General features: G+C 71.8%; 9 protein-coding genes. 2 read left to right on the top strand and 7 right to left on the bottom strand.

The features are described 5' to 3' along the window. The first annotated feature begins 125 nt into the window (after positions 1-125). Both VKG64_09525 and VKG64_09520 read left to right on the top strand, forming a co-directional pair. Positions 126-311 carry a hemin uptake protein HemP gene (locus VKG64_09525; GenBank protein ID HKB25279.1) on the top strand — a complete coding sequence of 62 codons (186 nt, stop codon included), beginning with the start codon at positions 126-128 and terminating at the stop codon, positions 309-311. Between the two features lie 111 nt (positions 312-422). Then, positions 423-1,229, top strand: coding sequence for a hypothetical protein (locus VKG64_09520; GenBank protein ID HKB25278.1), 807 nt, complete (start codon positions 423-425; stop codon positions 1,227-1,229). A gap of 9 nt (positions 1,230-1,238) precedes the next feature. On the opposite strand, the gene VKG64_09515 is transcribed toward VKG64_09520, so the two are convergent. The 7 genes from VKG64_09515 to VKG64_09485 form a co-directional block, all read right to left on the bottom strand. Further along, positions 1,239-1,628, bottom strand: a complete 390-nt coding sequence (locus VKG64_09515) for a tRNA-binding protein (GenBank protein ID HKB25277.1) — start codon at positions 1,626-1,628, stop codon at positions 1,239-1,241. Beyond that, on the bottom strand, positions 1,625-2,743 hold the full coding sequence (locus VKG64_09510; GenBank protein ID HKB25276.1) for a SpoIID/LytB domain-containing protein: 1,119 nt from the start codon (positions 2,741-2,743) through the stop codon (positions 1,625-1,627). The genes VKG64_09515 and VKG64_09510 overlap by 4 nt, the downstream gene beginning before the upstream one ends. Beyond that, positions 2,740-2,955 (bottom strand): DUF2905 domain-containing protein, encoded by a 216-nt coding sequence (locus tag VKG64_09505; protein ID HKB25275.1) that lies wholly within the window; start codon positions 2,953-2,955, stop codon positions 2,740-2,742. Before VKG64_09505 ends, VKG64_09510 begins: the two co-directional genes overlap by 4 nt. Before the next feature lie 5 nt (positions 2,956-2,960). Further along, positions 2,961-3,980: a Holliday junction branch migration DNA helicase RuvB gene (gene ruvB, locus VKG64_09500; GenBank protein ID HKB25274.1), complete on the bottom strand. Its 1,020-nt coding sequence runs from the start codon at positions 3,978-3,980 to the stop codon at positions 2,961-2,963. A 29-nt stretch (positions 3,981-4,009) separates the two neighbouring features. Continuing rightward, complete coding sequence (ruvA, locus tag VKG64_09495; GenBank protein ID HKB25273.1) at positions 4,010-4,663, bottom strand: Holliday junction branch migration protein RuvA; 654 nt, start codon at positions 4,661-4,663, stop codon at positions 4,010-4,012. Then, positions 4,660-5,139: a crossover junction endodeoxyribonuclease RuvC gene (locus VKG64_09490; protein HKB25272.1), complete on the bottom strand. Its 480-nt coding sequence runs from the start codon at positions 5,137-5,139 to the stop codon at positions 4,660-4,662. The genes ruvA and VKG64_09490 overlap by 4 nt, the downstream gene beginning before the upstream one ends. Before the next feature lie 7 nt (positions 5,140-5,146). Further along, a partial coding sequence (locus VKG64_09485; GenBank protein ID HKB25271.1) for a YebC/PmpR family DNA-binding transcriptional regulator occupies positions 5,147-5,883 on the bottom strand: 737 nt, incomplete at its 5' end.

Below are 5,883 nucleotides of genomic sequence, written 5' to 3'. Positions count from 1 at the left end.
GGCCTTCCTCTTCTTCGGGCGCCGTGGAACGGACGACCCTGCGCTCGTGGGAGACCCGCGCGAAGCCCGCACCGAGCGCAGCCTGACGCGCCGATGATCGCCCGCGCATATCGAGGTCTGACCGCATGAGCGCCACGGACCCGGGCGGCGCGCAGGCGAACGACCGCGACGGCGGGCTCCCGAGGGCGGCGTCGCCCCCGGTGTCGAGCGCGAGCCTCTTCCGCGGGCGCCGCGAAGTCGTGATCCTCCATCGCGGCCAGGAGTACCGGCTTCGCATCACGAAGGCGGACAAGCTGATCCTGACGAAGTAATCCGCGGGCCGGGTGCCCGCGTCACGCTAGCCAGCCACGCCGCGGCCGCCGCGGCAGCCAGCCATCGACTGGATCCGCGTCGCGGATCAGAAGGGATGACTGGTCATGCGGATGAAATCACGAGTCGGAGCGGCGTTCGCTACCGCGGCCGGCGCCGTCCTCCTGCTGGCCCTGTGCCCACCCGCCGCTCTCGGCGATGACGACGAGCCGCAGATCGAGTTCTTCTATCCGCTCGTCACGCGTCGGCCCGTCATCGAGCGCGAGCTGGAATTCAAGCTCACGCACGACAAGGGGCGCGAGGGACGCGGGACCAGGCTCGCGGCCGCGCTCGAGTTCCCGCTGCTCCCGCGCTGGCAGATCGAGCTCGAGGTTCCCGCCGTCGTCGACGACCCGCGAGAGGGCAAGGGCGCCGCGGGCCCGGGCGATATCGAGATCCAGAACAAATTCCTCCTCCTGAAGGCCGTGGACGTCCCCGCGCTCGTCGCGGCGGGCTTCGAGCTGCGGCTGCCGTCGGGCTCCGAGCGCCGCGGGCTCGGCGGCGCGGCCGCCGTCGAGCCGTTCCTCGTCGCGGGCACCGCCCTCGGCGACTTCGACCTGATCGGCCAGGCCGCGTACGAGTGGAACATCAATGCGCACGTGAAGGGCGAACGCGAGCAGGCGCTCACGGCCGGCGTGGCGGTCGGCTACCGCCTGCTCCGCCGCTTTACGCCGCTCGTCGAGCTCGTCACCGTCACACAGGTGCGCGGGGACGACGACGCGGCCAACCCGCTCCGCGGCAGGACCCAGGTCTACTTCGTCCCGGGGTTCAACGTTCGGCCGTTCCCCCGGACCACCGCGCGCTTCGGCATCCAGCTCCCCGTCACCGACGCGCGGACGGCCGACTACACCATCCACGGCGGCTTCGTCTGGGAGTTCTGACGCCGGCGCTCAGCCGATCTTCGCGCCGGGCGAGACCGCCGTGTCGGGCCGGAGCAGGATCACCTCGCCGGCCTCGTCGTAGGCGCCGAGCACGAGCACCTCGGAGACGAACGGCCCGATCCGCTTCGGCGGGAAGTTGACGACGGCGACGACGCGGCGGCCCACGAGCTCCCCCGCGCCGTAGTGGCGCGTGATCTGGGCGCTCGCGCGCTTGACACCGAGCGGGCCGAAGTCGATCCAGAGGCGGTACGCGGGACGGCGCGCCTCGGGAAACTCCTGCGCGTCGGTGACGACGCCGACGCGGATGTCCACCTTCTCGAAGTCGGACCATTGTAGCGGGGTCCGCGAGCCCGGCTCGGACCGCGGCCGGCCCGAGTGAGACGGGTCTGGCTCCGTCACCGCCCGTTCAACGCGCCCAGAACAGTCCCGGGGTAGTAGTACTCGAGGATCTTCTCGGCGCGGTGCCCCTGCTCCGCCATGCCCTTCGCGCCCCACTGCGACATGCCGACGCCGTGGCCGTAGCCGCGGCCGGCGAAGTGCGCGACCGCCCCGTCCACGGCGACCGCGAAGAGCGTGGACCGGATCGTCTCGTAGCCCACCATGCGCCGCAGGTCGTTGCCCCGGAGCCGCGCGCCGCCCCGCGCGCCTCGGACCGTGACGATCGACGCCCGCAGCGAGGGCGTGCGCTCGGTGACCTCGATCGCGGTGATCGCGCCCACGTCCACGCCGTTCCGGCGCAGGATCTCGGCGAGCTCACCGAGGCGCAGATCGAGGCTCCAGTAGAAGTTCGGCGCCGACGACGAGAACTCGTCGCGGATCGCCTTGAGCGGGGGCATGTTGCGCGCGGCGAAGACCGTCCGCGGGTCCTCGGTGTAGCCGCCGCTCGCCGAATGATAGAAGGCCGGGAAGAGATCGCCCTCCCAGAAGAGCACCCGCCCCGCGGTGTCCCGCACCGCCTCCCAGATCGGCGAGGCCGCGGCCACGCGCCCGGCGTACATCTGGTTGGCCGTCGAGGCGACGATGTGGTACGGCTTGCCGGCGTTCAGCGTGCGGTAGTACGCGGCGTACGTGCGCGCGACGATGGCCTGGGCGCGGAGCGTCTCCAGGGGCCAGCGCTCGCTCGTCTCGGCGCGCAGCACGCCGACCACGTACTCCTCGAGCGGCAGCTCGTTGACGATCGCCATGCCGTCGCCGTTCTTCACGAGCTCGAGCGCCGCGGGGTACTCGCGGCCGTTCACGCGGATCGGCTGCTCGCTCGTGAGCCGGAAGCCGGGGGCGCGCCGGCCGTCGATCTCGACGCCCTGCACGTTCGCGGCGGCGCGCACGACGTCCGTGCGCCAGGCGGTGGGCGCCTCGCAGCCGGCGCAGCCGCCAAGCTCGGTCACCTCGATCGCCGTCCCCCGGATCTCGACGGCGCGCGCGCTCTCCGCCAGCGCAACCCGGATCGTCTCCGCTGCTGCCGCCGTCGTCGCGGCGAGCAGGACGCCGGCCAGCGCCGCGAGCGCGCGCGTCATCGCCGGCCGAAGATCCACAGCACCAGGGTGAGCACCAGGCTGAGCAGGAGCGAGGTGGCGAGCGGGAAGTAGAAGGTCCAGGCGCCGCGCTGGACGTGGATGTCGCCCGGCAGCCGGCCGAGCCAGGGGACGCGGCCCGCGAGCATCAGCGCCACGCCCGCGAGCGCGATCAGCACGCCGAACACGACGAGGAGCTTGCCGACGTCGTGCACGGGGTTCACGGGAAGAGCCCCGGCTGCCCGGGCGCTGTGGGCGGCTGCTTGCCCAGGTGCTGGTACGCCTCGCGGGTCGCGCGCCGGCCGCGCGTGCCGGCCCGCGTGACGAACCCGATCTTGAGGAGGTACGGCTCGACCATCTCCGCGAGCGTCTCCGCCTCGTCGTTGATCGTCGCCGCGATCGCCTCGATGCCCGCCGGCCCGCCGCCATAGTTGTCGATGATCGCCAGCAGGAACCGGCGGTCCAGCTGGTCGAGCCCGCGCGAGTCCACGCCTTCCCGGTCGAGCGCGTCGCGCGCGATTCTCTCGCCGATGACGCTTCCACCGGCCTTGACCTGGGCGTGGTCCCGGACGCGCCGGAGCAGCCGATTGACGATCCGTGGGGTCCCGCGGGCGCGCCGCGCGATCTCGCGCGCGCCGCCGGGCTCGATCTTCGTGTCGAGGATGGCGGCCGAGCGCGTCACGATCCGGGCGAGCTCCTCCTCGGAGTAGAAGTCCAGGTGGTGGAAGATCCCGAACCGCTCGCGCAACGGCGCCGAGAGCATGCCGGGACGGGTCGTCGCGCCCACCAGCGTGAACGGCGCGAGCCGGTGCTTGATCGAGCGGGCGTGGAGGCCCTTCTCCATCACGAAGTTGACGGCGAAGTCCTCCATCGCCGGATAGAGGAGCTCTTCCACGACCCGCGGGAGACGGTGGATCTCGTCGATGAAGAAGACGTCCTTCTCGACCAGGTTGCTCAGAATGCCGATGAGGTCGCCGCCGCGCTCGATCGCCGGGCCCGACGTCGTGACGAGGGTCGTGCCCATCGCGTTCGCGAGAATGCCGGCGAGCGTCGTCTTGCCGAGCCCGGGCGGGCCGTAGAGAAGGACGTGGTCCACGCACTCGTGGCGGAGCTGCGCCGCCTCGACGGAGACGCGCAGGCTCGCGACCGCCTGCTCCTGGCCCACGTACTCCTCGAACGAGCGCGGGCGGAGCTGGCGCTCGAACAGCGCCTCGTCGGGCGCCGCGACCCGCGAGAGGATCCGGCCCTCGTCGGCCGCGGCCGCGGCGCTCACGCCTTCTTCTCCCCGCGGTAGATCTCGTCGAAGAGCTCCTCGGCCGTGTCGATGGACGGGCGGCGGCGGAGCGCGTCGGTGATGAGCTGCGACGCCTCCGAGGGCCGGTGCCCGAGCTGCCTCACGAGCACCTCCCAGACCAGTTCGCGCAGCCCGTCGGCGTCGGCCGGCGGGGCCTGGGCCTCGACCGGCGCGGGCGCGGCGCCCTCGCGGGCGAGCGCGAACTTCGCCACCTTGCTCTGGAGCTGCGCCACGATGTTCTTCGCCTTCTGCGGCCCGATGCCCGGCAGCGAGCGCAGATACTTCTCGTCCTGGCGGGCGATCGCCGCGGCGAGCTCGCCCACGGGCGCGGCGAGCGCCCGCGCGGCGACCATCGGGCCGATGTCCTTCACGGTGACGAGCTTCTCGAAGAACTCCTTGTCGAGGTCGGACGTGAAGCCGATCAGCACCGGGCGCGGCTGGTCGCGCGTCGCGTGGTAGTAGATCACGAGCTCGAGCTCGCTCGCCTTCTCGTCGGCGGCAGCCGTGACGCCCTCGAGCTGGCGGATCGCGATCGGCGGCAGGAACACGTCGTAGCCGACGCCGCCGCACTCGAGGACGATCCGGTCGTCGAGCTTCTTTCTGACGCGGCCGGCCAGCGTCGCGATCACGCGATCCGCCCCCCGAGACGGGAGAAGCCCGTGAGCGCGAGGGCGAGCGCGTCGGCCACGTGCGAGGGCGCGGGGAGGTCCCGGAGCCGGAGGAGCCGCTGGACGCCGCGCTGGATCTGCCCCTTGGACGCGGCGCCGTTCGCGACCACCGCGCGCTTCACCTCCGCGGGCGCGAGCGCCAGCAGGGCCACGTCGCGCTGGCGCGCGGCCAGGCAGATCACGCCGCGGGCGTGGGCCATGAGGAGTGCGGTGCGCGGGAACTTGTACTCCGCGTAGAGGTCCTCCAGGACCAGCGCGCCGGGCGCGTGCTCGGCGAGGAGCCGGTCCACCCCGTCGTAGATGAGCTCGACGCGGGCCTCGAGCGAGAGGTCGGCGGCCGTCGCGATGACGCCGCTCGCGAGGACCAGCACGCCCCCTGGACCGGGCTCGATGAGCCCGTACCCGGTGGCGACGAGGCCGGGATCGACCCCGAGGATCCTGAAGCTAGGCAGCCGCGATGGCCTCGAGGACCTCGTCGGGGATGTCGTAGTTCGCGTACACGGACTGAACGTCGTCCAGCTCCTCCAGCGCCTCGATCAGGCGCAGCACGCTGGCCGCGTCCTTGCTCTCGACCCGTACCGTGGACTTCGGTACGAAGGTCACCTGGGCCTCGAGCACGGGCACGCCCGCCTTGGTGAGCGCCTCCCGCACCGCGTCCATTTCAGCAGGGGTGGTGGTGATCTCGAAAGCTTTTTCCGCGCGGCGCATGTCCGTGGCGCCGGCCTCGAGGGCGCGGGCGAGGAGGTCGTCCTCGGCGATCTTCTCGGCGTCGACCTGGATGAGCCCCGTGCGCTCGAACATCCACGCGACGGCGCCGGCCGAGCCCAGGTTGCCGCCGTGCTTCTCGAAGACGTGCCGGATCTCGGGACCGGTCCGGTTGCGGTTGTCCGTCACGACCTGCATCAGGACGGCGACACCGCCGGGCGCGTAGCCCTCGTAGGTGATCTCCTCGTAGGACTCGCCCGGGAGCTCGCCGGTGCCCTTCTGGATCGCCCGCTTGATGTTGTCCTGGGGCATGTTCGCTTCTTTGGCCGACTCGATGGCGGCCTTGAGGCGCATGTTGGCCTTGGGATCGCCGCCGCCATTCCTGGCGGCAACCGTGATTTCGCGCAGGATCTTCGAGAACAGCTTCCCGCGCTGCACGTCGGCCTTGCCCTTTTTGCGCTTGATCTGAGACCACC

The organism is Candidatus Methylomirabilota bacterium (assembly GCA_035260325.1).
In the GTDB taxonomy this organism is placed as follows: domain Bacteria; phylum Methylomirabilota; class Methylomirabilia; order Rokubacteriales; family CSP1-6; genus AR19.
This window is presented reverse-complemented; position numbering and strand designations above follow the sequence as displayed.